Source organism: Bradyrhizobium sp. 87 (genome assembly GCF_023073015.1).
Lineage (GTDB): Bacteria > Pseudomonadota > Alphaproteobacteria > Rhizobiales > Xanthobacteraceae > Bradyrhizobium > Bradyrhizobium canariense_D.
The window spans coordinates 13426-38301 of record NZ_JADPIQ010000129.1; the positions used below are offsets into that span (position 1 = coordinate 13426).

General features: G+C 60.1%; 26 protein-coding genes. 20 read left to right on the forward strand and 6 right to left on the reverse strand.

Annotated elements, in window-relative coordinates; genetic code table 11:
* The first annotated feature begins 37 nt into the window (after positions 1–37).
* From IVB50_RS34700 to IVB50_RS34710, 3 genes are all read left to right on the forward strand, one after another.
* On the forward strand, positions 38–2023 hold the full coding sequence (locus IVB50_RS34700) for a conjugal transfer protein TraG (protein WP_247299385.1): 1986 nt from the start codon (positions 38–40) through the stop codon (positions 2021–2023).
* A 6-nt stretch (positions 2024–2029) separates the two neighbouring features.
* On the forward strand, positions 2030–2458 hold the full coding sequence (locus IVB50_RS34705; RefSeq protein WP_247299387.1) for a CopG family transcriptional regulator: 429 nt from the start codon (positions 2030–2032) through the stop codon (positions 2456–2458).
* A 112-nt stretch (positions 2459–2570) separates the two neighbouring features.
* On the forward strand, positions 2571–3905 hold the full coding sequence (locus IVB50_RS34710; protein ID WP_247299389.1) for an MFS transporter: 1335 nt from the start codon (positions 2571–2573) through the stop codon (positions 3903–3905).
* Between the two features lie 10 nt (positions 3906–3915).
* On the opposite strand, the gene IVB50_RS34715 is transcribed toward IVB50_RS34710, so the two are convergent.
* Both IVB50_RS34715 and IVB50_RS34720 read right to left on the reverse strand, forming a co-directional pair.
* Positions 3916–5235, reverse strand: coding sequence for a type II toxin-antitoxin system HipA family toxin (locus IVB50_RS34715; RefSeq protein ID WP_247299391.1), 1320 nt, complete (start codon positions 5233–5235; stop codon positions 3916–3918).
* Positions 5235–5486 (reverse strand): helix-turn-helix domain-containing protein, encoded by a 252-nt coding sequence (locus IVB50_RS34720; RefSeq protein WP_018454777.1) that lies wholly within the window; start codon positions 5484–5486, stop codon positions 5235–5237. The genes IVB50_RS34715 and IVB50_RS34720 overlap by 1 nt, the downstream gene beginning before the upstream one ends.
* A gap of 440 nt (positions 5487–5926) precedes the next feature.
* On the opposite strand from IVB50_RS34720, the gene trbB reads away from it, so the two are divergent.
* The 11 genes from trbB (at position 5927) to IVB50_RS34775 (ending at position 15456) form a co-directional block, all read left to right on the forward strand.
* Positions 5927–6841: a P-type conjugative transfer ATPase TrbB gene (gene trbB, locus IVB50_RS34725; RefSeq protein ID WP_247299506.1), complete on the forward strand. Its 915-nt coding sequence runs from the start codon at positions 5927–5929 to the stop codon at positions 6839–6841.
* Between the two features lie 37 nt (positions 6842–6878).
* On the forward strand, positions 6879–7169 hold the full coding sequence (locus IVB50_RS34730) for a TrbC/VirB2 family protein (RefSeq protein WP_018454775.1): 291 nt from the start codon (positions 6879–6881) through the stop codon (positions 7167–7169).
* Positions 7169–7432, forward strand: a complete 264-nt coding sequence (locus IVB50_RS34735; protein WP_247299393.1) for a VirB3 family type IV secretion system protein — start codon at positions 7169–7171, stop codon at positions 7430–7432. Before IVB50_RS34730 ends, IVB50_RS34735 begins: the two co-directional genes overlap by 1 nt.
* 10 nt (positions 7433–7442) lie before the next feature.
* Complete coding sequence (gene trbE / locus IVB50_RS34740; protein WP_247299396.1) at positions 7443–9884, forward strand: conjugal transfer protein TrbE; 2442 nt, start codon at positions 7443–7445, stop codon at positions 9882–9884.
* A complete protein-coding gene (trbJ, locus tag IVB50_RS34745) occupies positions 9881–10612 on the forward strand; it encodes a P-type conjugative transfer protein TrbJ (protein ID WP_247299398.1) in 732 nt (243 codons plus the stop codon). Before trbE ends, trbJ begins: the two co-directional genes overlap by 4 nt.
* On the forward strand, positions 10612–10968 hold the full coding sequence (gene trbK-alt, locus IVB50_RS34750) for a putative entry exclusion protein TrbK-alt (RefSeq protein WP_247299400.1): 357 nt from the start codon (positions 10612–10614) through the stop codon (positions 10966–10968). Before trbJ ends, trbK-alt begins: the two co-directional genes overlap by 1 nt.
* Positions 10965–12194 (forward strand): P-type conjugative transfer protein TrbL, encoded by a 1230-nt coding sequence (gene trbL / locus IVB50_RS34755; protein ID WP_247299402.1) that lies wholly within the window; start codon positions 10965–10967, stop codon positions 12192–12194. The genes trbK-alt and trbL overlap by 4 nt, the downstream gene beginning before the upstream one ends.
* 98 nt (positions 12195–12292) lie before the next feature.
* Positions 12293–12976 carry a conjugal transfer protein TrbF gene (gene trbF / locus IVB50_RS34760; protein WP_247299508.1) on the forward strand — a complete coding sequence of 228 codons (684 nt, stop codon included), beginning with the start codon at positions 12293–12295 and terminating at the stop codon, positions 12974–12976.
* A gap of 17 nt (positions 12977–12993) precedes the next feature.
* Positions 12994–14007 carry a P-type conjugative transfer protein TrbG gene (gene trbG, locus IVB50_RS34765; protein WP_247299511.1) on the forward strand — a complete coding sequence of 338 codons (1014 nt, stop codon included), beginning with the start codon at positions 12994–12996 and terminating at the stop codon, positions 14005–14007.
* Positions 14004–15206, forward strand: coding sequence for a TrbI/VirB10 family protein (locus IVB50_RS34770; protein WP_247299404.1), 1203 nt, complete (start codon positions 14004–14006; stop codon positions 15204–15206). Before trbG ends, IVB50_RS34770 begins: the two co-directional genes overlap by 4 nt.
* Positions 15207–15210: 4 nt before the next feature.
* On the forward strand, positions 15211–15456 hold the full coding sequence (locus IVB50_RS34775) for a DUF2274 domain-containing protein (RefSeq protein WP_247299406.1): 246 nt from the start codon (positions 15211–15213) through the stop codon (positions 15454–15456).
* On the opposite strand, the gene IVB50_RS34780 is transcribed toward IVB50_RS34775, so the two are convergent.
* From IVB50_RS34780 to IVB50_RS34795, 4 genes are all read right to left on the reverse strand, one after another.
* Entirely contained in the window at positions 15423–16382 is a 960-nt protein-coding gene (locus tag IVB50_RS34780; RefSeq protein WP_247299513.1) for a LysR family transcriptional regulator, read from the reverse strand. The two genes, IVB50_RS34775 and IVB50_RS34780, sit on opposite strands and share 34 nt — an antisense overlap.
* Positions 16383–16464: 82 nt before the next feature.
* Positions 16465–17097 (reverse strand): acyl-homoserine-lactone synthase, encoded by a 633-nt coding sequence (locus IVB50_RS34785; protein ID WP_247299408.1) that lies wholly within the window; start codon positions 17095–17097, stop codon positions 16465–16467.
* Positions 17098–17180: 83 nt separating this feature from the next.
* On the reverse strand, positions 17181–17933 hold the full coding sequence (locus IVB50_RS34790) for a LuxR family transcriptional regulator (RefSeq protein WP_247299410.1): 753 nt from the start codon (positions 17931–17933) through the stop codon (positions 17181–17183).
* Positions 17934–18684: 751 nt separating this feature from the next.
* Positions 18685–19587: a LysR family transcriptional regulator gene (locus IVB50_RS34795; protein WP_247299412.1), complete on the reverse strand. Its 903-nt coding sequence runs from the start codon at positions 19585–19587 to the stop codon at positions 18685–18687.
* 150 nt (positions 19588–19737) lie between these two features.
* Between IVB50_RS34795 and IVB50_RS34800 the strand changes: the two genes are divergently transcribed.
* Genes IVB50_RS34800 through IVB50_RS34825 form a run of 6 tightly spaced genes read left to right on the forward strand, consistent with a single transcriptional unit; the run spans position 19738 to position 24686 of the window.
* Positions 19738–20940, forward strand: coding sequence for a pyridoxal phosphate-dependent aminotransferase (locus IVB50_RS34800; RefSeq protein ID WP_247299515.1), 1203 nt, complete (start codon positions 19738–19740; stop codon positions 20938–20940).
* Between the two features lie 35 nt (positions 20941–20975).
* Positions 20976–21794 (forward strand): transporter substrate-binding domain-containing protein, encoded by an 819-nt coding sequence (locus IVB50_RS34805; RefSeq protein WP_247299414.1) that lies wholly within the window; start codon positions 20976–20978, stop codon positions 21792–21794.
* Between the two features lie 21 nt (positions 21795–21815).
* Positions 21816–22508 (forward strand): amino acid ABC transporter permease, encoded by a 693-nt coding sequence (locus tag IVB50_RS34810; protein WP_247299416.1) that lies wholly within the window; start codon positions 21816–21818, stop codon positions 22506–22508.
* Entirely contained in the window at positions 22505–23233 is a 729-nt protein-coding gene (locus IVB50_RS34815; RefSeq protein ID WP_247299418.1) for an amino acid ABC transporter permease, read from the forward strand. Before IVB50_RS34810 ends, IVB50_RS34815 begins: the two co-directional genes overlap by 4 nt.
* Positions 23233–23955 (forward strand): amino acid ABC transporter ATP-binding protein, encoded by a 723-nt coding sequence (locus tag IVB50_RS34820; protein WP_247299420.1) that lies wholly within the window; start codon positions 23233–23235, stop codon positions 23953–23955. Before IVB50_RS34815 ends, IVB50_RS34820 begins: the two co-directional genes overlap by 1 nt.
* Positions 23956–23978: 23 nt before the next feature.
* A complete protein-coding gene (locus IVB50_RS34825; protein WP_247299422.1) occupies positions 23979–24686 on the forward strand; it encodes a ribonuclease activity regulator RraA in 708 nt (235 codons plus the stop codon).
* Positions 24687–24876 lie beyond the last annotated feature (190 nt).

The following is a 24876-nucleotide window of genomic DNA, read 5'->3' on the forward strand; positions in this document are numbered from 1 at the left end:
CATTCTCTCCAATGCAGTTGCGCAAAGGACTTTCGCGATGTCTGGAACCAAGATCCTCTGGGGACAGGTGATCGTTGTCGGCCTGATCGTCTTGCTGGCCATCTGGGGCGCGACCGAGTGGACGGCTTGGCGGCTCGCCTGGCAGCCCGAATTGGGACGTCCCTGGTTCGAACTGGCGGCCTTCAAAGTCTACTACCCGCCTGTCTTCTTTTGGTGGTGGTTTGTCTACGACGCCTATGCGCCGCACGTCTTTGTTGAGGGCGCCTTCATCGCGGCGTCGGGGACATTCATTTCGATCGCCGTGGCGATTGGCATGTCGGTCTGGCGGGCGCGCGAAGCCAAGAATGTCGAGACCTATGGCTCGGCGCGCTGGGCTGATGCGGGAGAGGTTCGAGCGGCAGGGCTCCTCGGTCCAGATGGCGTGGTGCTCGGTAAGCTTGGCCGCGACTACCTCCGCCATGACGGACCCGAGCACGTATTGTGCTTTGCGCCCACCCGGTCGGGCAAAGGTGTCGGCCTGGTCGTTCCCTCGCTGCTGGCCTGGCCCGGCTCGGCCATCGTTCATGACATCAAGGGCGAGAACTGGCAACTGACCGCCGGCTTTCGCGCGCGGCATGGCCGCGTCCTGCTGTTCGATCCGACGAATCCAAAGTCGTCAGCCTATAATCCGCTTCTCGAGGTCCGTCGTGGGGAGTGGGAGGTTCGCGACGTTCAGAACGTGGCCGATGTCCTGGTCGACCCCGAAGGCTCGCTCGACAAGCGGAACCATTGGGAGAAGACCAGTCATTCGCTCCTGGTCGGCGCCATTCTCCATGTCCTCTATGCCGAGGCGGACAAGACCTTGGCTGGCGTGGCCGCCTTCCTGTCGGACCCGAAGCGGCCGATCGAAGCGACGCTGAAGGCGATGATGACCACGCCACACCTCGGCGAGCATGGCCCCCATCCCGTGGTCGCCTCGACCGCACGTGAACTACTCAACAAATCCGAGAATGAACGCTCCGGCGTCTTGTCCACTGCCATGTCGTTCCTCGGGCTCTACCGGGATCCTGTCGTGGCCCAGGTGACCCGACGTTGCGAGTGGCGGATTGCAGATCTGATCGCTGATAGCCGGCCGACGACGCTTTACCTGGTGGTGCCACCCTCCGACATCTCGCGGACCAAGCCGCTGATCCGCCTGGTGCTGAACCAGATCGGCCGGCGCCTGACCGAGGACTTGCACGGCCGTGAACGGCGGCATCGTGTCCTGATGATGCTGGACGAGTTCCCAGCACTGGGGCGGCTTGATTTCTTCGAGTCCGCGCTCGCTTTCATGGCGGGGTACGGGATCAAGAGTTTCCTGATCGCGCAGTCGCTCAATCAGATCGAGAAGGCCTATGGGCCCAACAACGCCATCCTCGACAACTGCCACGTCCGGGTCAGCTTTGCGACCAATGACGAGCGGACCGCGAGGCGAGTATCCGATGCGCTTGGTACGGCGACGGAGATGCGCGCGATGAAAAATTATGCCGGGCACAGGTTGAACCCGTGGCTCGGGCATCTGATGGTCTCGCGGCAGGAGACGGCGAGACCGCTGCTCACCCCTGGCGAAGTCATGCAGCTTCCGCCGATGGACGAAATCGTCATGGTGGCGGGTACGCCGCCGATTCGAGCTCGGAAGGCTCGCTACTATGAAGATCGGCGGTTTACCGAGCGGGTCTTGCCGCCGCCCGATCCAGCCGCATCCGGCCGGTCACCGCGAACGGACGGATGGTCTGCATTGGGAGCGCCCAAGCCGGCGTCGCTTCCAACCGAAAGGGGGCGAGCGGAGGAAGATTCGGCGAATAGCGGCCTTCGTCGCGAGCCCGAACTCCCCGATCACGTCGCGATCGCCAAGGAGACGGCCGAACCGACGCCAGCCGAGGAATTTGCCGTCGTTCTTGACGACGACGAGGACGCGGTCCGCCAGTCCCGGCTTCTCCGTCAGCAAATGCGCGGCGTCGCCCGTCAAGCCGCTATGGACCCGAATGACGGCATGGAGCTCTGAGACACAATGCGCGACCGGATGAACGTGTATTTCCCGCCAGAGCTTCTGAAACAGATCTCGGATTTGGCCGATCGCAAGAAGATTTCTCGGTCCGCGATCGTCGAAGCGGCCGTTGCTTCGTTTCTGTCGCCGGATGGATCGGACAGGCGGGAGGCGGCGTTTACCCGTCGCCTGGATCGGCTGTCGCGTCAGATGCAGAGACTGGAGCGTGACGTTGGTTTGACAGCCGAGACCCTGGCTCTCTTCGTCCGTTTCTGGCTGACGGTTACGCCACCGCTACCGAACGACGCGCAGGCGGCTGCACAGGCAAAAGGCCGAGAGCGGTTTGAAGGATTTGTCGAGGCGCTCGGGCGTCGTTTGCAAAAGGGGCAGAGCTTTCTGCGTGAGATACCGGAAGATATCGTCCGTCAGGAGCCCGCCGGCGGACCTGACTGATCGCTCTCAATGCGCCATCGCGCAAACTCTTCTTTTTCTACGCCAGCCTACGACCGCAGCAATTTAGCCGAGCCTATAAAAAGCTGAACGCGCTATCGGCTCGAATGAGTTGATGAGCAAGAAGGCCGGCATGCGAGTTACAAGGACGTGGGGTCTCACCGTGCGCGTATTTCTACCGTTTGCTGCTGGCTACTATCTTTCGTATCTATTTCGGACGATCAACGCCTTGATCGTGAGTCATCTCAGCTCGGATGCCGGGCTTGGGTCAGCCAACCTCGGACTACTTACGTCAGTCTATTTCCTGGTCTTCGCGGCCGCTCAGATCCCGGTCGGTATATTGTTGGACCGCTTTGGTCCGCGTCGGGTCCAGAGCGCGCTGCTCTGGTTCGCAGCACTGGGCGCCGGACTGTTCGCCGTATCGACCAGCTTCCTGTCGTTTTTGATCGCGCGTGCGATGATCGGGCTTGGCGTGGCGGGGGCGCTGACGGCAGGACTCAAGTCCATCATCCTTTGGTTCCCCAGGGAACGAGTCGCCTTGCTGAACGGCTACATGATCATGCTGGGATCACTAGGAGCGGTGACCGCCACAGTTCCCGTCGAACACTTGCTCGCTTGGATGGGCTGGCGGCAGCTCTTTGAGGTCCTGGCGGCTACGACCGGTGCCACAGCGATCCTCATCTATGTCGTAGTTCCAGAACAACGCGTTATCCCATCGAAAGCACCAGTCTCCGCCACCCTGGGATCGGTTTTCAGCGACAGGCGCTTCTGGCGGATAGCCCCGTTGTCGGCGACTTGCGTTGGTTCAGCTTGGTCGCTGCAGGGATTGTGGGCATCACCGTGGCTTGCAGACGTGGAGGGCCTCGATCGCGCAGGCCTCGTCAGACAGCTGTTGATCATGTCGATCGTACTCAGCGGCGGTGCCTGGTTGTTCGGTATGACGATCCATCATGTCAAACGAACAGGCCTCACGGCTGAGACGATATTCGCGATGGTGGCCGTGCTATTTATCGCAGCCGAGCTAGCCTTGATCCTGCGAGTACCTCTGCCGTCCATCTTGCCCTGGTCGGTTGTCGCAATCATCGGAACGGCAACTGTGGTCAGCTTTGCCGTGATAGCTGATTACTTTCCGTCGGAGCTTGCCGGCCGTGCCAATGGCGCCTTGAACGTCTTGCACTTTGGTTGGGCATTTCTGGCACAATATGCGACGGGACTGATCCTGGAGCAATGGTCCACGAACGATGGCCATAGGTCGATCTTGGCTTATCAAGTCGCGTTCAGTCTCAACGTAGCGCTGCAGATCGCGGCGTTGGTTTGGTTCGGGCTACCTTGGATCCAATCCTTTGCTTGCTGGATGAATTCAGTCCCTTCCACCATGCCGGTCAGCGCTTTCGATGTGGTCGAAGCAAGCATTTTCTGCGAGCAATCGGACGGCGAGGTGGAGTGGTGACCCGTGCGACCTAAGCGCCACTCTCCGTCGTGACGAGGCTGCCGAGGCGTCGCTTCGCGCCGGTCGCGATAGATTCTGCCATCGCCTGCGGGAAGTCCTTCGGCAGCTTCGCAATCGTTGCGTCGATCTTCGTGCCAGCCGTATCCGCGAGCTCTTCGATGATACCGCGAGCCACGCTGTCGGGCAGGCCGCAAGTCTTTGCGGTTTGCACGAAATGTCGGCCGAGAATCGTGTGTACTACGTAGTGGCGACTATTGCCGACCGCCATGGCGAGCTTCATCTGGTTTTGCGTGATCTGCTTGGCATCGAGGCTCGGTTGCGTTGAGATGATGTCGTACAGCGGCGCGAGGACGAATCGTCCGCCGGGCGAGAGGTGGATGCTGAAATTCTTGGCGTGGCCGTCAGTAGCCGCCAGAAGCCAGAAAACGATTTGTGCCTTGAAGAAGGTCGCCTGGTCGGTCGCCGGTGTATCGCTGCCTTTGAGGAGATCAGAGATATTTCGGATGCCCGGGCCGCCGTCCGATTCGTATTTGCGCCCGGGCGGGACGGAAAGCGCCTGACAGCAATCTTCCTGTGGCAGGCGCAGAAGCCGTCCGTCGTGCGCCCATGTGCGGTCGAAGCGCTCAACGGCGAGCACGCGCCTCCCCGCGAAATCAACGATGCGCGACTTGGCGACGGGCAAGTCGAGCGCGGCGACGAGCTTCAGGCAGAGATGCTCGTTTTCAACGCTGTGGGTCAGGTCGACGCCGCTCGGTAACCTGCCGATCTGCGGTTTGATGATGTGCGTGGTGGCGGTCGTGCCGTGCGGCACATGCCACTTGTCCTTCCAGTAGAGAAGGGCGGTTTTTTCCTGGGCTCCAGCCAGAGAGATACGAAACTCCTGATCGGGACCGATGCCGAGCGGATTGTTGGCGAGATTGGCAAGGATCGCCGCGATGTCCTGGTCGCTCGCGACGCGAGCGTCAATCGCGCCCGCCGCTCCGGGTGCCGTTCCATCCGGAAGGAATTGCAGGGCGCCGACACAGTCGCGGCCGATCGCGGAAAGCAGGCTGTAAGCATCGGCTCCGCCGGCATGCGCGCGTTCGGCGACACGCCGGCGGATGTCGTCGTTATCGGGAAGCAGGTTATCGAAGACTGCAATGATGGGGTCACCGATATAGCGGTCTTCGCGTAGAGGCATCGATACCGAGACCGGGATGGCGTTCTCCCATCCCAGCCAGGCTTCGTCGTATTGGAAATCGATGGCGCCGCTGCTCTCCCGCCGCAGCCGCCCGACCAGACGAGCGTTCAGGTAGACGTTGAGAGGCGCTCGGATAGGACGGCGTCCCATCAGAACAGATCCTCGATGGCTTTGGCCGACACCTTCGTGCGTGGTCGGAGGACCAGTTCCAGGTCGAGCGCGGCCAGCGCATCCATGAGGATGCGCAGTTGCGTCGCTGGTTCGCCGGCCTCCAGCTTCGAGACAGTCGCTTGGCGCGCGTGCATCTCTTCGCCTAGGCCGCGCTGGGTGAGTTTTTTTTGCCGGCGGTGCCGCTTAATGGCGGCGCCAAGCTGCTGCGGGGTGCGAGCGATCGTATCCATTGGAGCTTGATACGGGAACGCGTATAAAATGTCAATATACGTGGATGCGTATATAAAGAAATATACGATATCGCGTATATAATATTAATATACGCACTCGCGTATAACGCTTTGGCCGATCACACCGCAGGCGGAACGTTGCAGTGATTGAATGAATAGCGCCGGCGCCACGGTCATACTATGAGCGCGTATGATGAGGCCGAGTGGTGAGCAGCAACTCGCAAGCGACCCGATGCGATTGAGTAAGCCTCAAACATCGGTTCTCGGTCTTTCTTTTTCTTCGCCAGTCTACGATCACCGAAAGCGCTCGTTGCGCCAAGCCCATTGATGCCTTTTCTAATCATCCCCACCTGAGGGCCCGCTGTGGAGGTCCTCATTCGGTGGGGACGTCGGTGGCAATCCATTCCATCCAATCGGAAGCGAATTCGCGCGGTGCGCGAATGCTGCGTAGCGCGCTTGGCGCGGCGATTGCCAGCTACCTCGAGGATGAAACGATCATCGAGGTGATGCTGAACCCGGATGGCCGGTTGTGGATCGATCGGTTGTCGAGCGGCTTGATCGATACAGGCGAAACTTTGTCCGCAGCAGATGGCGAGCGCATTGTTCGCCTGGTGGCGCATCACGTCGGCGCCGAGGTGCATGCCGGCGCGCCTCGGGTCTCGGCCGAATTGCCCGGAACCGGGGAGCGCTTCGAAGGTCTCTTGCCTCCCGTCGTGGCAGCTCCGGCGTTCGCGATCCGCAAGCCCGCTGTCGCCGTCTTTACGCTCGACGACTACGTCGCCAGAGAGATCATGTCCTCGAAGCAGGCCACAATCCTGAAGGGTGCGGTCGCCGCTCGTAAGAATATCCTTGTCGCCGGTGGGACATCGACCGGCAAGACAACGTTGACGAATGCGCTCCTGGCCGAGGTGGCAAAGAGCTCCGATCGGGTCGTTCTGATCGAAGACACGCGCGAACTTCAGTGCAAGGCGCCCAATCTTGTAGCGCTGCGGACCAAGGACGGCGTAGCCACGCTGTCGGATCTCGTCCGCTCCTCGCTGCGCCTCCGTCCTGACCGCATCCCGATCGGCGAGGTCCGCGGGGCCGAAGCTCTCGACCTTCTCAAGGCGTGGAGCACCGGTCACCCCGGCGGCATTGGCACCATTCATTCAGGCAGTGCGCTCGGCGCTCTGCGGCGTCTTGAGCAGCTGATCCAGGAAGCGGTCATCACGGTTCCGCGTGCCCTGATCGCCGAGACCATCAACCTCGTCGCCGTGCTTGCGGGGCGCGGCGCCGATCGTCGCCTCGCAGAACTCGCTCTCGTGACGGGGCTTGGTGCCGCCGGCGACTACAGCCTTTCACCAGCAGGAGACTGACATGCGTCCACGATTTCGTATCCTTGGAGAAGCTGCTTTGCTGGCGATTGTCAGCCCGGTTGTTCTGACGACAGCGCCCGCATGGGCGGCCGGCTCGAACATGCCATGGGAGCAGCCACTCAATCAGATCCTGCAGTCGGTCGAGGGGCCGGTCGCGAAGATCATCGCCGTCATCATCATCGTCGTGACCGGACTCACGCTCGCGTTCGGGGATTCGTCAGGTGGCTTCCGCAGGCTGATCCAGATCGTGTTTGGTTTGTCGATCGCATTTGCGGCCTCTAGCTTCTTCCTGTCGTTCTTCTCGTTCGGCGGCGGCGTGGTGATCTGATGGACGAGGCGGTCGCAGGTTTTGTCGTGCCGGTTCACCGTGCGCTTACCGAGCCGATCCTGATGGGCGGTGCGCCGCGGGCGGTCGCCATCGTCAACGGCACGTTGGCGGCCGCCCTTGGACTCGGACTGCGGCTCTGGATCGCAGGTCTTGTCCTCTGGTTTGTCGGCCACATGGCCGCCGTCTGGGCCGCCAGGCGCGATCCCGCCTTTGTGGATGTCGTGCGGCGCCATCTGCGCATTCCCGGTCATCTCAACCTCTGAGTTCTCGGTCATGATGAACCTTGCCGAATATCGCCATTCCAATGCGCGTCTTGCCGATTTCTTGCCTTGGGCCGCCCTCGTCGACGAGGGCATCATCCTGAACAAGGATGGCTCGTTCCAGCGGACAGCGAAGTTCCGTGGACCCGACCTCGATAGCGCGGTGCCAGCTGAACTTGTCGCGGTCGCCGGTCGTCTAAACAACGCACTTCGCCGCCTGGGATCCGGCTGGGCCGTGTTCGTTGAGGCGCAGCGCCATTTTGCCGGCAGCTATCCTCCGAGCACATTTCCGGATGTCGCATCCGCGCTGGTCGACGCCGAGCGCAGGGCCCAGTTCGAGGAGGCCGGCGCCCACTACGAGTCCAGCTACTTCCTGACTTTCCTCTATCTGCCTCCGGAGGAGGGCGCAGCCAAGGCAGAGCGACTGCTCTATGAAGGGCGCGATCGGACCGTTGGAGCCGATGCTCGCGAGGTACTTCGCGGCTTTATCGATCAAACCAGCCGCGTACTCGGACTTCTGGAAGGATTCATGCCCGAATGCGCATGGCTCGATGATCAGGCCACGCTGACCTACCTGCACTCGACGATCTCGACCAAGCGTCATCGGGTTCGCGTGCCCGAAATTCCCATGTACATCGATGCGTTGTTGGCGGACCAGCCGCTGACCGGCGGGCTAGAGCCGATGCTGGGATCAGCCAATCTGCGCGTTCTCACGATCGTTGGCTTTCCGGGCGCGACGACGCCAGGAATTCTGGATGATCTCAATCGCCTGCCGTTCTCTTACCGCTGGTCGACGCGCGCGATCATGCTCAACAAGACCGATGCCACCAAGCTTTTGACCAAGATCCGGCGGCAGTGGTTTGCCAAACGAAAGTCGATTGGCGCGATCCTCAAGGAGGTGATGACTAACGAGGCGTCGACACTGCTCGATACCGACGCCCACAATAAGGCGCTGGACGCCGACGCGGCGCTACAGGAACTGGGTTCGGACCAGATCGGACAGGCCTTTATCACCGCGACCATCACGGTCTGGGACTCCGACCCCGGTGCCGCCGATGAAAAGCTCCGCCTGGTCGAGAAGGTCATTCAAGGCCGCGATTTCACCTGCATGATCGAGACGGTGAACGCCGTCGAAGCCTGGCTCGGCAGTCTCCCCGGGCATGTCTATGCCAATGTGCGGCAGCCGCCGGTCTCAACTCTCAACCTCGCCCATGTGATTCCGATGTCGGCCGTGTGGGCGGGCGAGGCGCGCGATCTGCATTTTGGCGGCCCGCCGCTCCTGTTCGGCAAGACGGAGGGATCAACCCCATTCCGGTTTTCGCTCCACGTCGGTGACGTCGGCCATACGCTGGTGGTGGGGCCGACAGGAGCTGGCAAGTCGGTCCTGCTCGCCCTCATGGCAATGCAATTCCGCCGTTACCCGAACTCCCAGGTCTTTGCGTTCGATTTTGGCGGTTCAATCCGGGCGGCCGCGCTCGCCATGGGTGGCGATTGGCATGATCTCGGCGGTGCCTTGTCGGACGGAGGCGATCAGCCTGTCGCGTTGCAGCCGCTGGCCTGGATCGACGATCCTTCGGAGCGCGGATGGGCTACCGAATGGGTCGGTGCAATCCTGGCACGCGAAAAGGTCGAGATCACCCCGGAGGTCAAGGACCATCTGTGGTCGGCACTGACGTCTCTCGCGTCAGCGCCGAGGGAGGAACGTACGCTTACGGGCCTGTCGGTCCTCTTGCAATCGAACTCCCTGAAACGCGCCCTGCAACCCTATTGCCTCGGCGGTTCTTCTGGCCGGCTGCTTGATGCCGAATTCGAGCGCCTTGGCGAGTCCTCGGTTCAGGCGTTCGAGACCGAAGGGTTGATCGGAACGAGCGCGGCGCCAGCCGTGCTGGCGTACCTGTTTCATCGCATTGGAGATCGTCTCGACGGCCGTCCCACGCTTCTCATTGTCGATGAAGGCTGGCTCGCGCTCGACGACGAGGATTTTGCCGGCCAGCTTCGCGAGTGGCTAAAGACGCTTCGCAAGAAAAATGCGTCCGTCATCTTCGCCACCCAGTCGCTTTCGGACATCGATGGTTCGGCGATCGCGCCGGCGATCATCGAAAGTTGCCCGACGCGTCTGTTGCTGCCGAACGAGCGGGCGATCGAACCGCAGATCACGGCCATCTACCGTCGCTTCGGCCTCAATGATCGTCAGATCGAGCTTCTGAGCCGGGCAACGCCCAAGCGTGACTACTACTGCCAATCTCGCCGCGGCAACCGGATGTTCGAACTCGGGCTTGGCGAAGTTGCGCTCGCATTCACCGCAGCCTCCTCCAAGACGGACCAGGCGGCCATCGCACAGCTCCTCGCCGAGCATGGACCTGATGGCTTCGTGCCGGCCTGGCTCCAGCATCGCGGCGCCGCCTGGGCCACGGACCTGATTCCGAGTCTCGTCAATCTGGAGAAGTCGCAATGAGACGCCTTGGCCTATTCGCCGCGGCTGGCACGATCGCCCTGACGATTTGCGTCACGGCACCCGCTCGAGCGCAGTGGATCGTCTTCGATCCCAACAATTACGTCCAGAACGTGCTGACTGCCGCGCGTGAGCTGCAGCAGATCAGCAATCAGATCACCTCGTTACAGAACGAGGCGCAAATGCTGATCAATCAGGCGAGGAATCTGGCAAGCCTGCCGTATTCCTCGCTCCAGCAACTGCAATCCTCGATCCAGCGGACCCAGCAGCTGCTGGCCCAGGCCCAGCGCATCGCCTACGACGTCCAGCAGATCGACCGTGCGTTCTCGACCAGCTATGCGCCTGCCAGCGGCAGCCAATCCAGCCAGCTGCTGATCAGCAATGCCCAATCCCGCTGGCAAAACTCGGTCGTCGCGCTGCAGGACTCGCTCCGGGTCCAGGCCGGTGTTGTCGGCAACCTCGATACCAATCGCGTCCAAACATCGGCGCTTGTGACGTCGAGCCAGGGTGCGAGCGGCGCCCTGCAGGCAACCCAGGCCGGCAACCAGATCCTCGCGCTTCAGGCGCAGCAACTCGCCGATCTTACCGCCACTGTCGCGGCACACGGCAGGGCGCAGAGCCTTGAAGCGGCGCAGCGAGCGGCAGCCCAGGACCAGGGGCGCGAACAGCTCCGGCGATTTTTGACGCCGGGGCAGGGCTATCAATCCCAGGACGTGCGGATGTTTCACTGATGACTGATGCAGGCCCATTCAAAACGTTATCGCTGCTTATGTCGGTCGGGGTGCTGGTGGTCGCAGGCTGCGCGATCCAGCTTCGTGGCAGAGAAGATGCCTCTGCGAAGCTAGAAGCCGAGCAGACCAAAGGGATTGAACGTTCCGAGCTTGCCCGCTGCCGCACCGTCTCTTCCGAAGATGCTGCGTATTATCAGCATTGCCAGAAGGTCTGGGCTGAAAACCGGGGCCGCTTCTTTGGCGGGCGGAACGGTGCTGCCGCGGCAGAAACCGCCGCGACACCCGTACTAAAAGATCAGAGCCGGATGCCGCAAGGATATCCGCCCGCCGGGGTGCCCGGGGAAGATAAGCCATGACAGGCACCGGCATCATCGACCAGTTCCTTGAGACATTCACCCGCTATATCGACAACGGCTTCGGGCTGTTGGGTGGCGAGGTCGGGTATCTCGCGACAACGCTTGCCGCCATCGACATCACGCTTGCCGCGTTATTCTGGAGTTGGGGCACGGACGACGACATCATCGCGCGTCTCGTCAAGAAAACGCTGTTCGTTGGAGTCTTTGCCTATCTGATCGGTAATTGGAACAACCTCGCCCGGATCGTCTTCGAGAGCTTTGCCGGCCTCGGCCTGAAAGCCTCCGGTTCGAGCCTCTCGGCGTCAGACTTCCTGCGGCCGGGAAAGATCGCTCAGGTCGGACTCGACGCCGGTCGGCCGATGCTTGATTCGATCTCGAACCTGATGGGCTACATCAGCTTCTTCGAGAATTTCGTCCAGATTGTCGTTCTCCTGTTCGCCTGGGTCGTGGTGCTGCTCGCCTTCTTCATTTTGGCGATCCAGCTCTTCGTCACGCTCATTGAGTTCAAGCTCACGACGCTGGCCGGCTTCGTGCTCATTCCGTTTGGCCTGTTTGGCAAGACTGCATTCGCGGCCGAGCGGGTCCTCGGCAACGTTATATCTTCCGGGATCAAGGTTTTGGTCCTGGCCGTCATTGTCGGCATTGGCTCAACGTTGTTTTCACAGTTCACGGCGGGATTTGGCAGCGCGCAGCCTACAATTGAAGATGCCATGACCCTAGTGCTCGCGGCGCTCTCCTTGCTGGGTCTCGGCATCTTCGGTCCGGGAATCGCAAACGGCCTGGTATCGGGCGGGCCGCAGCTCGGCGCTGGCGCCGCAATTGGGACGGGCCTTGCTGCCGGCGGCGTTGTTGCGGCAGGTGCTGGCCTTGCCGCCGGTGGCGCTGGTCTCGCTGTTGGTGCGCTCGCCGGTGCGGGGCGTGGTGGGGCTGCAATGGTCAGTGGCGCATCCGCGGGGTATCGAAGCGGCGGCCTTGCTGGCGTCGCGGAGGCGGGTGGATCTGCTGCGATGAGTCCGTTACGTCGAGCCGCGGCTGCATTCGCCGGCAGCGGGCAAGCGAGCGAGCCGGCCGCGAGTACGTCTACCGAGGGGCAGCCCGATTGGGCGCGCCGCATGAAGAGGGCCCAGACCATTCGGCACGGCGCCTCGGCGGCCGGTCATGCTGTCCGCTCTGGCGATCATGGCGGCAGCGGCTCTTCTGTCGATCTCTCGGAAGGAGAGCGCTGACAAGCAATCAACCTGCCGGTTCGCCGGACGCGAGCAGTGGCGTCAAACGGCACACGGTGACACTCGAAACCAATCACTCGACTCAGGGGCAACTATCGATGTTCAGACGACCTTCCGTTCACTACGGGCGCATGCCCGCGCCGGTCACGCCCTACCAAAAGGCAGCGCAGGTCTGGGACGAACGCATTGGATCGGCGCGCGTGCAGGCCAAGAACTGGCGCTTGATGGCATTCGGTTGCCTCATGCTCTCGGCCGGCCTGGCCGGGGGACTTGTTTGGCAGTCAGCACAGGGATCGATCACGCCCTGGGTGGTCGAGGTCGATCGCCTGGGCCAAGCCCAACGTGTCGCGCCAGCCAACATCGACTATCAGCCCACCGACGCCCAGATCGCCTACCATTTGGCGCGGTTTATCGAGGATGTCAGAGGTTTGCCGGCTGACGGCATCGTTCTGCGCCAGAACTGGCTACGAGCCTATGACTTTACGACCGATCGCGGTGCCGCTGCGCTTAACGATTTTGCGCGTAACAATGACCCGTTTGCCAAGCTGGGCAAGGCGCAGATCTCCGTCGATGTGTCGAGCGTCATCCGTGCGTCTTCAGAGAGCTTCCGGGTCGCCTGGATCCAACGCATCTACGAGAATGGCTCGCTGAGTACGACCGAGCGCTGGACCGCGATTCTCACGGTGGCAATCGAGACGCCGCGAGACGCCGAACGCCTGCGCAAGAATCCCCTTGGCGTCTACGTCCGCGCCATCAACTGGTCAAAGGAGCTGGGTCAGTGATCAAGACGACGCGTGACATGTGTTCAAAAGGTCCGATCCAATACCGCAGGTTCAGCTCGAGCAAGTGCAAGCTCGCCGCTTTGAGGCGAGCCCTTTTACCAGCTCTGCTGCTTAGCACATCAGCCCTCGCAGGATGCGCCACCTACATTCCCCCCGAAATCAGCTATGACGCCGAGGTCCCGCCATTGCCGGCGCCTCCAGTGGCGCTCGATACGCGGGCTCAGCCGCTTCACGTTCCACCGCTCTGGAAACCCGTTCTCGGCGGTAAGTCGGGGGCGAAGGAAGACGCCGAACCGGTAAGCCGGGTTGAGACCGCAAATAGCGCCGCGCGAGTCGAGCCGCGCAAAAGGGGATACTTTAACGCAGCGCAGATTTACGCCTTCAGCCCGGGGGCGCTCTACCAGGTCTACGCCGCTCCCGGACAGATCACGGACATCGCGCTGCAAGAGGGAGAGCAATTGACGGGATCCGGACCGATCGCGGCCGGCGATACCGTGCGCTGGGTCGTCGGAGATACCGAGAGCGGGAGCGGGGATACGCGTCGCGTCCACATTCTGGTGAAGCCGACCCGGGCTTCGATCGAGACCAATCTTGTCGTCAATACCGATCGGCGCACCTACCTGATAGAGCTCCGCTCCCGCGAGCGGCCCTACATGCCGTCCGTTGCCTGGTACTACCCGGAAACCGTTCGCGAACGGTCGCGCTCAGTCGCCCTCAGACCCGCAATTCCAGATCCGGCGCAGCGTGCCTTTCGGTACGCGATCGAGGGCGACAGCCCACCGTGGCGGCCGCTCGCGGCGTATGATGACGGGCGGAAAGTTTATATCGAATTCCCGCAAGGGATCGTCCAGGGCGAGATGCCACCGCTCTTCGTCATCGGCCCCGACGGCAAGACCGAACTCGTCAATTATCGCGCCCACGGCAATGTGCTGATCGTGGACCGGCTTTTTGCAGCCGCAGAACTGCGGCTCGGGGGTGAGCATCAGCAGAAGGTCAGAATTGTCAGGACTGACGGGAGGCCGTCGTCATGAACGCGCAGAACGAAAACAATCCTAACGGGGGCATTCCGCCGCAAACACCGGAGGAGCACTCCGTGAGCTTCCGGCTCCGAGCCGAACCTCCGCGGGTCACCCGATTGTCTCGCAAGGTACTGGCGGGAGGAAGCGCGGTTGCCCTGCTGGTTATCGGCGGAACTGTACTGTGGTCATTGCAAAGCAATCGCCCACGCAGCCACGCGACCGACGAGCTCTATAGCACGGATCATCACAATCTTGCCGATGGTATCGAGGCGCTGCCGAAGGATTACACTGGAGTCTCACGCCAAACCGTGCCGCAGCTTGGTCCGCCGCTCCCAGGCGACCTCGGTCGACCGATCCTGGCCGCTCAAGGCCAGTCGCCGACGACCGGTGGAGACCCGGAACAGCAGCGCCGGGATCAAGAGAGCGAGGCGGCCCGTATCAGCCATCTGTTCGCTTCGACCAATGGCAGAGAAGTGCGTCCGCCTGCCGCTACGGCAGCTGGAGGCGACCGCGTCATGCCGCCGAACGCGACAAGCAGTGGCGACGAGCAGAACGGGCAGGACCGCAAACTTGCCTTCGTGAACGCTTCTGTGGATCGTCGCACAATTAGCTCTGACCGCGTCACCAGGCCGGCTTCGCCATATATCGTGCAGGCTGGGACGGTCATTCCGGGAGCCCTGATCACCGGAATCCGATCGGACCTGCCCGGTTTGGTTACAGCGCAGGTGACCGAAAATGTTTTCGACACGCCGACCGGGCGCTTTCTGCTTGTGCCTCAGGGAGCGCGTCTGATCGGCATGTACGACAGTCAGGTCACCTTCGGCCAGTCACGTGTACTGCTCGTCTGGACACGCCTGATCATGCCAAATGGACGTTCGATTGTTCTCGAGCGGCAGCCTGGCGCTGATACCGCCGGGTATGCAGGCCTCAAAGACCAGGTCGACAATCACTGGGGTGAGCTATTCAAGGCGGCAGCGCTGTCGACCTTCTTGGCTGTCGGGACAGAACTGGGTGCGGGGTCCGACACCAATAGCAACGACAGCGCCATCATCCAGGCGTTGCGGCATGGCGCCTCCGACTCACTAAACCAAACTGGACAGCAGGTGGTTCGGCGCAGCCTGAATATTCAGCCGACGTTGACCGTACGACCTGGTTTCCCAGTTCGCGTTCTCGTCAACCGCGACCTCATCCTTGCGCCATACGGAGAGTAATGCCATGCCCAAGCTCAAAATAGGGGCGTTGCCCGACGACAAGCCGGTCAAGGTCACTACGGAGTTGCCAGCATCGGTACATAGGGATCTCGTCGCCTATGCAGAGGCTTTGGCGCGCGAAAGTGGGCATCCTATCGATCCGGCAAGGCTAATCGCGCCTATGTTGGCGCGTTTCATGGCCACGGACCGTGGATTTGCAAAGGCAAGACGACTTGGTCACCCCCCGAGAGCCGGCGAAGGTGAGGGATAGCGTTCTGCTAACAGATTGAGGAAACGCTTCAGAGCCGGATTTTCGCTGTCATCGCGCCAATGCGCATAGAAGTCCAACCGGCTTGGTCCCGTTCCGTCCTGCAATTCTCGATACACCAAGCCGGCGAAGCTCGCTCCGATATCCGATTCCATCACGAGGCTAAGCCCCATGCCCATACTGACGAGGCTCTTGATGATGCCTCGGCTAACGTCATGACGTTCGATCTTGGGACGATCCTCGGGCATTACGAGCTTCGAGATCAACAGATCCTCAAGCTCTCGTCCCGGATCATACTGGCTTAAGAGAATTGTTTCATTACGCAGATCGGTCCAGTAAACAATCTCGCGTGCTGCCAGACCGTGATCCTGTGGCAACGAGATCAGGATGCGTTCGCTCCAGAGGGGTAGTGTTCTGGTGTTTTTCGAAAGCAGACGTCCGGGGCTGATCACCACATCGACAGTCCCGCCGCAAAGTGCAGTCATCAGGCGAAGCCGAGAACGTTCTGCCGTTGCCAATTCGACCTGCGGGAGCCGCGCCCTGAACTCCCCTAAGCTAGCTCGCAAATTCCCGGTAGAAATAGACGTACAAAGGCCAATCGTAAGGTGACCGGATTCGCCGCGACCACCCGATATTCCCGTTTCGACAAGTGTGTCCACCTGGTCCAGTATCAAGCGTGCAATCCGCAGGACCGCTCGACCCGTGACAGTTGGCCTGATTCCCCCGCTCGATCGCTTGAACAGAGCAGTCCCAATAAGATGCTCAAGCTGGCCGATGGATCGGCTAAAGGCGGTGTGCTTGATCGAGAGTGCATCCGCGGCTCGACGAAAGCTCCCATAGTCGCAAGCAGCAACAGCGAGTCGAAGTTGCTGCAAATCGATGGCTCTCGCTGCGATCCGTGAATTGTTCTTGATTTCGAGTTCGCCCATGTTCCATGGCTCTGTAATAATCAGCAAGATATTGACGTCCCCGCTCCAGCGAGGACGTCTCGCTTGTGGGCGCAATTCGCTTCTAGGCAGCAGCGGAGATTACTGGCGTCCAGAGCGCCGGCATCGAGAGACCGCCAGCCCTGCGCAGGTTCGAGAGAACCGAGTCTGAAATAGCAAGGTAACCTGCCACAGCTGAAGTGTTGCCGATCGGGAGAGAACAACCAATGCGTCGCAGGGGCCAGCCGGCTCTCCGAAGGATTCGTTCCATTCTGACGTCGGTAACAGTGACGATATCGGTGAGTTGCCGGGAAATCCCGAATTCGACCATTCCTGCAAACAGTTCATAGGTCGCGCGGGCGATGCCGTGATCTCCTTTGGGAGCGTCCGCAGCAACATCGATTGCGAATCTACTACTTTCCCAAATCTGAGGGGCTGAAGGCGCTGGTTGAAGTTCAAGCAGCGCGGGAAAGGTGTCTCGAAGCATGGTCGGGCCGATGCTTGGGAGGAGGCGAACGGAACCTTGCACTTCGCCGCTATGAGATCTCTGCACCAGGTAGATAGGAGTCAATGCGTCAAAAGCATCGACCTCCATGTCCCCGCTGGTTTGAACGTCCCATCCCATGCGAAGCTTGAAAACACGATACCGCAGCCGATGCATTTCAACGAGAGTGCCGGAAAACTCCCCATACGAAGGTGGCGTGATGAGCTGAATCATAATCCCTCCAAAGGTGTTCATCATTCCTTTGAAGCGAGGTTATTGATGCGAGTCATTACCTGCAGTTGTAGGGGGCGTGCGTCCTAATTCTGCTTTCTTTTGTTAGCAGCGGCTAGATACGTCACCGCTTGCGCGATCGTGCGAACGCCCAGCTTTTCCTTTGCGTTTTCTAAGTAGGATGCAGCTGTGTTGCGCGAGATACCGAGGATGCAACCGATCTCCCAGGCACTTTTCCCTCGTGAAGCCCATTTCAAGCACTCGATTTCGCGACGTGATAAGCGTATTCCGTGCACGCCAAATTCGTTCATTAGCTTGCGGCGGGCCTGGGCGTGAAAGTACATCGCCATGAGCTGAAGAACTCGACCATGTGTATTGACGAAATGTTCAAATCGCGGCCGTGCTTCGTCAGTGGCAAACGTCAGTGCGGCGACTGGACCGTGCCCGTCGTGCATTGGGACAGTAAAGCCAACTCGAATTCCGAACTGTGCAGCCTCGTCGAAGAGTTGCTGCTGCGCCATCGAAGTAAATTTCGCCCGGAAATCGATTCCCCATCGAAAGGGTTCGGAGGTCTGAAGCGCCTGTTTGATGACGGGATCGATGGTTTGATAGCGATTCCGCAAATAATGAGCCGTCCATCGCGAGGGATAAGTGGAGACTAGGCGAGGCTCCTCTTTCTCTGATCGCGGCAAGGCTAGGTAAGCAAAGCAGGATAGATCCAGGGCGGTGGCCGTGTCCGCCATGGCTTTGGAAAAATCCTGAGGATCATCTGCTGTCGACAGCAGATCGATGAAGTTCTGGAATATGCGATGCAATCCGGGACCTGCCGTATTTCCCATAAGTTGCGCGTAATGTCAGGTTCGTGCTTATTCTGAGCTCGGCGGAGCACGCATTTTAATCTAGCTGAACACGCGGCCACTTTGCCGACTTAGCCCGTGGAAAGCAACGTGGGCATTGCGAATGAAACGAGGAATTAAATTCAACTCACTCTTGAATATTCGGCGAGTATCTAGTCGGGCCTGCTTCACTCCACAAATTAAACCGTGGTTGCTAACGGGTCACTAGGCGGCGACCATTGGCGATCCGAGGCCAATCAAGACGCGTTGCTCTGAGGGGCTAATCACGTAGCCAACGTGAGCAACGAAAGCGATAGTGTCGCATTCTGTAAATTTTATTGACGACGTTTTCGACGGACGACAAGTTGCGGGCGGGCCGATCGAATTTACACATGTCTGGCGCAAGGATGGAAATAAGAAATAACCGGAGAACGCCTGAACGCGGTCGAGTCCCTTGAATGACCGGGTGAGCCCTGCGCGCGATGTGTCGCGATGAGAATGCCGAAGAAGCGACGGTTCGTCACTCAATAAGATTGATCGTCCGTTCCTCACTGACTGGCTGCGATTCAGCGACGCCGCGCTTTGCGCAGCGTTTTTTTTTTGCGACGATGGCGGCGGTGTGCATCTTTGCGCGCGTCGATAGGAACGTGACGACAGAACTGTCGAACTCTCACAAGCATGCGATAAGATGGCTCATTTCGTATTTTCCATCAGTTGCTTCGATTGCTATGTCGTTGCCCGTGCCGCGTCTCGGTCAAAAAAGCACGCACCCGGCTGCGAAATCGGCTGTCTCGCTGACGAGCGACATGACGGATGCGTGAATGTCGTCGTCGCGAACTCGTTTACCGAGTAGGACATACGGTACTCGCGGAAGCTTCGGCTTGGTATCAATAACGCATAGTCGCCCGGTCGCAATCATCGGCTCGAACATGCGTCTCGGTAGATAACTGACGCCGTGTCCCGCCACCGTAAGAGCCGCTATTGCTGACAGGCTGCTGCTTGGCAAGGAATTCGTGATCTCAATTCGCCGCTCGGAGAGCCAGCGACGAATGATGTCGCCGAGTCCTGAAGCGTGCGCCTGATCGATGATCGTATATTTCATAAGTTCACCAAGCGAAAGGGTGCGGGCCACCTCGACGTAACCCGGACGACACATCCATGCGTAGTCGACCGCGCCCAGTGACAGGACCTGGAGCGTCGGATTGTGGAAGGCATCAGGAACGACCGCCATATCTAACCGGTCATGCTCAACGGCGGTTACGAGTTCCGCGCTCGCGCCAACGACAGGTTCGATAACGACTGACGCCGAGAGCGTTTTTGCCCGTTCAGTGAGTGCGTGTAACCAAGTCATAGCCGTGAGTTCGGTCACACCAAGGCGAAGCACCTTCGGAGCAACGACTGATGTCTTCCCCAGGTCGACGATGCGCGTTCGTAGTGCCAGCATTTCGCGCGCGAGCAGTAGCAACCGTTCTCCGGTTTGCGTGAGGCGCATCCGCCTTCCGTTGCGCTCAAACAGCTTCACTCCTAACGCCTCCTCGAGTTCTTGGATCCGCTTGGATATCGCTGACTGCGTGGTGTTGAGATGACGGGCTGCTCGCTCGAGCCCGGACAGTTCGGCTGACCAGTAGAACCCTTCGATTTGTCTTAGCGAGAACATTCTGGCCTCCCGACGATAGTGCCCTTGGCGTACGTAATATGCCGAGATGGAAACTCTTATGATCGGTAAATTCCTTTTACGAATACAACGAAATGAGTCATTTTCAAACCCGCTCGCATCATTGTCTCGTTTTAAGAGAGAAGGGGAGGAATCCTCGTGTTACTTGCCGACAGGTTGAATCTCATTCAACCATCGCCCAGTATCGGCGCGCTGAGCCGCGCGCGGGACCTCATCTCAAGCGGCCGCGACGTTTGCAATATGGCTGGCGGCGAGCCCGAGTTCGCAACTCCTCCTCATATCGTTGAAGCTGCGCACCGCGCCATGTTGGACGGCCAAACGCGCTACACGGCCGTGGATGGGACCCGGGCCCTCAAGGAGGCCATCTGCGCGAAGTTTTGGCGTGAGAACGGCCTGCGCGTCGAACCCTCTGAAGTCTCGGTCGGGGCGGGAGCCAAGCAGGTCATCTTCAACGCGCTCACCTGCTCTGTGCAGCCCGGCGACGAAGTCATCGTGCCTGCTCCGTACTGGGTCTCCTATCCGGACATCGTGCGTCTAAACGGCGCTAAGCCGATATTCATCGAGACTGACTATCGGGCAGGCTTCAAGGTTACGCCGACACAGCTGCAGGAAGCCATCACGCCACGAACCAAATGGCTAATTCTGAACTCGCCCAATAATCCAACCGGCGCCACCTACGGCGATGACGAGTTGCGGGCGATCGGCGCGGTCATCGAAGCCAACCCGCAGATCCACGTCCTCACAGACGATATCTACGAGCATCTGCGCTATGACGAGGCGCCCTTCACAACTTTCGCCAAAGCCAACCCCGATCTTGCCGATCGCACGTTGACCATCAACGGCGTCTCGAAGACATACGCCATGACTGGCTGGCGCATCGGCTATTGCGCAGGTCCCAAGTCCTTGATCAAGGCGATGGAGACGATGCAATCACAAAACAGCGGAAATCCAGCTTCGGTTAGCCAGGCAGCAGCTCTGGCCGCGTTGGACGGTCCGCTCGACTTTCTTCCCAATTGGATCGCTGAGTACCGAATGAGGCGGGACCTTTTGGTGTCACGCCTCGACGGGCAATACGGGTTGCGTTGTCCGACCCCGCAGGGTGCGTTCTACGTGTACGTCTCTTGCGAAGCACAGATGGGAAAGAGAACGGCGCACGGATCCACCGTCGAAACCGACAGTGACTTCGTGATCCATCTGCTCGAGCACGGAGTCGCTGGCGTGCAGGGGGCAGCCTACGGCTTGCCGCCGGCATTCCGACTCTCCTTCACCCCCAAAACCGAGACCGTTGAGAAGGCGATCGACCGAATTCTGCAAGCTTGCGCGGTTCTGCGATGACCGCATTCCCAGCAATGTCACAGAGGAGATGCACGATGAAAGCGGCATTCGCAGGACTGATAGTTGTTGTCGGCTGTATAGGGGCTGCTCACGCCGCACGCCTTGATGATATAAGGGCGCGCGGCACGCTAGTGTGCGGGGTTTTTGGCGATCTTGTGCCGCTCGGGTTTGAGGATCCAAAGACGCGCACGCTCGTCGGCTTTGATGTCGATGTCTGCAAAGGCGTGGCCGACAGCCTGCACGTCAAACTTGAACTGAAGACGCTGTCCGTTGCCGCGCGCGTTCCCTCACTGCAGACAGACCGCGTCGATGTTGTAGCCGCTGCTATGGGTTATACCTCGGAGCGTGCGAAGCAGATAGCTTTCTCTGCCGCCTATATTCAGGTGCCGATACCTATCCTTGTACTATCCGATTCCGGTATCGACGGCTTCAACGATCTCCGCGGCAAGAAAGTTAGCGCGATCCGTGCGTCCACGCCGGAACTATTCGCCCGTCAGAAGCTGCCTGTTTCCGAGATCGTCACCTTCGACGACGGCCCCCTCGCTTATCTAGCTCTGCAGCAGCACAAGGTGCAGGCAATGGCGATTTCACAAGGCGCCGGCATCGGGTTCCGAAATCGCTCGGAAGGCAAGGTCCGCTTCCTCGCTGAAGTGCTGCATTGGGAGCCGGATTGCATCGGCGTCAAGCTGGGGGAGACGGCGCTTTTGGATGCCGTGAATGCCGGATTGGGCGAAATGGAAAAATCTGGTCAATTGCAGACGATCTGGGACAAGTGGTTCGGCGAGGGCACGGAGTACAAGCTTACGCGTGAGAAGAAGCTGGCGCCGCTCGCTGAATTCGAGAACCAACCCTAAGCCTGAGCAGGGATTGTCCTCATGACGTTCGCGATCCTCGGTCTGGCGGATACTTGGCACCTCTTCGCAGCCGGCTTGCGGTTGACGACAGAGCTCTTTGTGCTCGCGGCGGTCCTCGGATTCGGGCTGGGCGCAGCGCTAGCAGCCTTGCGACAATCGAACCGCTGGGCCGCACCTCTTGTCGTCGGCTTTGTCGAATATCACCGTAATGTGCCCAGCCTGGTCCAGCTGTTGGTTTGGTATTTCGCAATCCCGCAGGTCCTACCTGAAATATTGAGAGGATGGATTGAGCGGAACCTGGATGGATTCGTGTTCGCCATTGTGGCGCTTAGCCTGAACGCGGCAGCTTACATCTCCGAGGATCTTCGTAGCGGCTTCCGCACCTTGCCGAAGGGACAGTTCGAAGCCACCGAAGCTCTGGGTCTATCCCGGTTCCAAGCGCTTCGACTTGTCCTGCTACCGCAGGCTGTTCGGGCTTGCTTTCCCGCGCTCGTCAGCCAGACCTTAAGTCTCTTCAAGGCGACCACACTGGCGATGGCAATCGGTGTAGGGGAGCTGATGTACGTCGCCCGACGCATCGACGGCGAAACATACGCGACATTTGCCGCATTCCTCGTGCCGACGATTATGTATCTGTGCTGCACCCTTGCGATCATGTTCGGAGGTGAGCGGATGCAGCAGCGCCTCGTTGCAACGGGAGTCGATAGCAGATGATCGACATTCTCTCCCGCTTCGGCACCTCCCTACTCATCGGCCAGTTTCCGCATGGACCGCTTGGCGGCATCGCCCTTACGGTCGTGATGTCCGCTGCGGCGCTGCTGTGCGCCTTCCCCTTCGCAGTCGGGATAGCAATGGCGCGGACATCACCGGTCGCAGCCGTCCGCCGACTGGCTGCCGTGTATGTCTATTTCGTCCGTGGCGTGCCACTTTTGCTATTGATCTTCTGGGCGTATTTTGTGGTGCCCCTCGTTGTTGGATTCGGAACGTCCGCGACCATCACGGTCATCTGCGCCCTTGTTGCCTATGAAGGCGCTTATCTCGGTGAAGCTATCCGTGGAGCGCTTGAGGCGTTGCCTCGCGGACAGGTCGAGGCCTCTCGTTCGCTCGGCCTCGGATACTGGAGCACCACGACTTATGTCGTACTCCCGCAGGTGCTGGTGAGCTGCCTGCCCAGTATGGTCAACCAATTCATCATTCTGGTGAAGGACACTTCCTTAGCTTCGCTTGTCGGCGTCCACGAACTGACCTTTTCAGCAAACCAAATCAACGCGCAACTGCTTACCCAGCCGCTAGAAGTATATGCGCTACTGGCAGCCGCCTATTTTGTTCTCTGCTTCGCGCTCAGCCGACTATCGCAGTTTCTCGAAGGTAAAATCGCTCGGATCCGGTCCGGGTCGAGGGGCATCGCGGCAGTCGCGGCAACCGCGGAGGCTATTTGATGATCCAGTTTAGCGGCGTTGAGAAAAGCTATGGCGGTTACCTGGCGCTACGCGGGATCGATGGAGAAGTCGCGCGCAGTGAAGTCGTGGTCCTGTGCGGCCCTTCCGGCTCAGGCAAGTCGACACTGATCCGCACGGTGAATCGCCTCGAGTCGATCGACAAGGGCACGATTACGATAGAAGGTGTCGATGTCCGCGATGAACGTCAAAACCTACTGCGCGCGAGGATCGGGTTCGTTTTCCAACAGTTCAACTTATTCCCGCACCTCTCTGCGCTTCGCAATGTAACACTCGCGCCTGTATCGCTAGGAAAATGGCCCAAGCGCGAGGCGCGAGAGAGAGCTCTCCACCTTTTGAACAGAGTCGGCCTGGGGTCGTTGGCAGACCGGTACCCTTCTCAACTGTCGGGTGGCCAGCAGCAACGCGTCGCGATCGCCCGCGCGCTCGCCATGGAGCCGCCGGTCATGTTGTTCGACGAACCGACGAGCGCGCTCGATCCCGAGATGGTGGGCGAAGTTCTGGCTGTGATGAAAAGCCTGGCCCGGGACGGCATGACCATGATCTGCGTCACTCACGAGATGGGCTTTGCCCGTGAGGTTGCGGACAAGGTCTGGTTCATGGCTGAAGGAAAGGTTCTCGAGCGAGCATCGCCGACAGAGTTCTTCACCGCTCCATCGCACCCGCGAACGCAAAACTTCCTCGCCGCCATCCGTGCGGCATGACATTAAACGACCTGGATCCCGGCATGACCGACACTCGAACCGATCTCGTCTCGCGGCTGCGGGATGTCACAACGGCGACGCTTACAACCGTGCTTTTGAAGCGCGGCCTTCGAAACGTATGGATGCGTGGGACGCGGCCACTACGGTCTGATCAAAGGCGAATCGTCGGGCCCGCCTTCACGCTTCGGTTCATTCCGTTCCGGGAAGATCTCGCGACCCCAGCGGCTTGGTCCGCGCCAATCTCGACGCGCACGGCCGTTGAAGCAATGCCGAACGGCTGTGTCGCGGTCGTGGACGCCATGGGCTGCACGGATGCAGGAATTTTCGGCGACATCCTCTGTGCCCGTATGGTTCAGCGCGGTGTGGCCGCGCTCGTCTCCGACGGCGTGATAAGGGATGCGGAAGGCATCGGCAAGACGGCGCTTCAGGTGTGGTGCCAAGGTGTCGCTGCGCCGCCCGCCGTATCGTCACTGACCTTCGTGCATTGGGACCAGCCCATCGGTTGTGGCGGCGTCGCGGTGTTTCCGGGCGATCTGATTGTGGCGGATGGAGACGGCGCCATCGCGCTTCCCTCCGCACTTGCCGCCGATATCGTCGACGAAGCAGTCGAGCAAGAACGGGCGGAAGAATGGATCCTGGCAGAGGTGAATCGGGGCACTCCGCTGGGCGGGCTCTATCCAATGAACGAGCAGACGAGGGCGCGCTACCTCAAGTTCGGTGGCAAGGCCTAAACCCATGGCTCCAACCAACCGTGCCGAGAACCACTGCGGCGCCCGCTCTGACGTAGATGGCGGCTTGTTCCGCTCCTGATGATTGAGCACATCCGCCTTGGCATCTGAGTAGCTGCGTGAACTTGTCTGGACTGCCGAGGCGGATATTCGCCTTGACAAGGAACGGCCTCAACCTGAGTGCTGACGGAGA

Excerpts from the sequence above, each read along its gene's own strand:
- trbJ (WP_247299398.1), top strand. The coding sequence starts at position 9,881 with ATGAGACGCCTTGGCCTATTCGCCGCGGCTGGCACGATCGCCCTGACG.
- IVB50_RS34805 (WP_247299414.1), top strand. The coding sequence starts at position 20,976 with ATGAAAGCGGCATTCGCAGGACTGATAGTTGTTGTCGGCTGTATAGGG.
- IVB50_RS34700 (WP_247299385.1), top strand. The coding sequence starts at position 38 with ATGTCTGGAACCAAGATCCTCTGGGGACAGGTGATCGTTGTCGGCCTG.
- IVB50_RS34790 (WP_247299410.1), bottom strand. The coding sequence starts at position 17,933 with ATGGGAAATACGGCAGGTCCCGGATTGCATCGCATATTCCAGAACTTC.
- IVB50_RS34775 (WP_247299406.1), top strand. The coding sequence starts at position 15,211 with ATGCCCAAGCTCAAAATAGGGGCGTTGCCCGACGACAAGCCGGTCAAG.
- trbK-alt (WP_247299400.1), top strand. The coding sequence starts at position 10,612 with ATGACTGATGCAGGCCCATTCAAAACGTTATCGCTGCTTATGTCGGTC.
- IVB50_RS34710 (WP_247299389.1), top strand. The coding sequence starts at position 2,571 with ATGAGCAAGAAGGCCGGCATGCGAGTTACAAGGACGTGGGGTCTCACC.
- IVB50_RS34825 (WP_247299422.1), top strand. The coding sequence starts at position 23,979 with ATGACCGACACTCGAACCGATCTCGTCTCGCGGCTGCGGGATGTCACA.
- trbG (WP_247299511.1), top strand. The coding sequence starts at position 12,994 with ATGTGTTCAAAAGGTCCGATCCAATACCGCAGGTTCAGCTCGAGCAAG.
- trbE (WP_247299396.1), top strand. The coding sequence starts at position 7,443 with ATGATGAACCTTGCCGAATATCGCCATTCCAATGCGCGTCTTGCCGAT.
- IVB50_RS34810 (WP_247299416.1), top strand. The coding sequence starts at position 21,816 with ATGACGTTCGCGATCCTCGGTCTGGCGGATACTTGGCACCTCTTCGCA.
- IVB50_RS34705 (WP_247299387.1), top strand. The coding sequence starts at position 2,030 with ATGCGCGACCGGATGAACGTGTATTTCCCGCCAGAGCTTCTGAAACAG.
- IVB50_RS34720 (WP_018454777.1), bottom strand. The coding sequence starts at position 5,486 with ATGGATACGATCGCTCGCACCCCGCAGCAGCTTGGCGCCGCCATTAAG.
- trbL (WP_247299402.1), top strand. The coding sequence starts at position 10,965 with ATGACAGGCACCGGCATCATCGACCAGTTCCTTGAGACATTCACCCGC.
- IVB50_RS34815 (WP_247299418.1), top strand. The coding sequence starts at position 22,505 with ATGATCGACATTCTCTCCCGCTTCGGCACCTCCCTACTCATCGGCCAG.
- IVB50_RS34820 (WP_247299420.1), top strand. The coding sequence starts at position 23,233 with ATGATCCAGTTTAGCGGCGTTGAGAAAAGCTATGGCGGTTACCTGGCG.
- IVB50_RS34770 (WP_247299404.1), top strand. The coding sequence starts at position 14,004 with ATGAACGCGCAGAACGAAAACAATCCTAACGGGGGCATTCCGCCGCAA.
- IVB50_RS34795 (WP_247299412.1), bottom strand. The coding sequence starts at position 19,587 with ATGTTCTCGCTAAGACAAATCGAAGGGTTCTACTGGTCAGCCGAACTG.
- IVB50_RS34780 (WP_247299513.1), bottom strand. The coding sequence starts at position 16,382 with ATGGGCGAACTCGAAATCAAGAACAATTCACGGATCGCAGCGAGAGCC.
- IVB50_RS34715 (WP_247299391.1), bottom strand. The coding sequence starts at position 5,235 with ATGGGACGCCGTCCTATCCGAGCGCCTCTCAACGTCTACCTGAACGCT.
- trbF (WP_247299508.1), top strand. The coding sequence starts at position 12,293 with ATGTTCAGACGACCTTCCGTTCACTACGGGCGCATGCCCGCGCCGGTC.
- IVB50_RS34735 (WP_247299393.1), top strand. The coding sequence starts at position 7,169 with ATGGACGAGGCGGTCGCAGGTTTTGTCGTGCCGGTTCACCGTGCGCTT.
- IVB50_RS34785 (WP_247299408.1), bottom strand. The coding sequence starts at position 17,097 with ATGATTCAGCTCATCACGCCACCTTCGTATGGGGAGTTTTCCGGCACT.
- trbB (WP_247299506.1), top strand. The coding sequence starts at position 5,927 with ATGCTGCGTAGCGCGCTTGGCGCGGCGATTGCCAGCTACCTCGAGGAT.